Source organism: Pseudomonas sp. KB_15 (genome assembly GCF_052114525.1).
Classification (GTDB): Bacteria; Pseudomonadota; Gammaproteobacteria; order Pseudomonadales; family Pseudomonadaceae; genus Aquipseudomonas.
The window spans coordinates 1-396 of record NZ_JBFREX010000300.1 but is presented as its reverse complement, the minus strand read 5'-3'; the positions used below and the strand labels follow the sequence as shown (position 1 = coordinate 396).

Below are 396 nucleotides of genomic sequence, written 5' to 3'. Positions count from 1 at the left end.
GTCATCTACGATCCGGAGTTGTCACTGCGCCTGCCGCGCATGGTCAGCGTGACCAGCGGCATCAATGCCATCGCCCATGCAGCCGAAGGCCTCTATGCTGGCGATCGCAATCCGGTCAGCGACTGGATGTCGCGCGAAGGTATCGCGGCGCTGGGTCGTGCGCTGCCCGTCATTGCGCGGGAAGGTGGTGAGGACGGTGCGGAAAGGCTCGCCGCACGTGGCGATGCGCTCTATGGGGCGTGGCTGTGCGGGGCCGTGCTTGGCAGCGTCACGGCAGGGTTGCACCACAAGCTGTGTCATACGCTGGGCGGCACCTTCAACCTGCCGCATGCAGAAGTCCATACGATTGTGCTGCCGCACGCGCTGGCCTACAACGCCCCTGCCGCGCCGGCCGCC

General features: G+C 66.7%; 1 pseudogene. It reads left to right on the top strand.

The window, feature by feature from the left end:
• Positions 1–396: pseudogene (locus AB4Z35_RS30995) on the top strand (maleylacetate reductase); the annotation flags it as partial.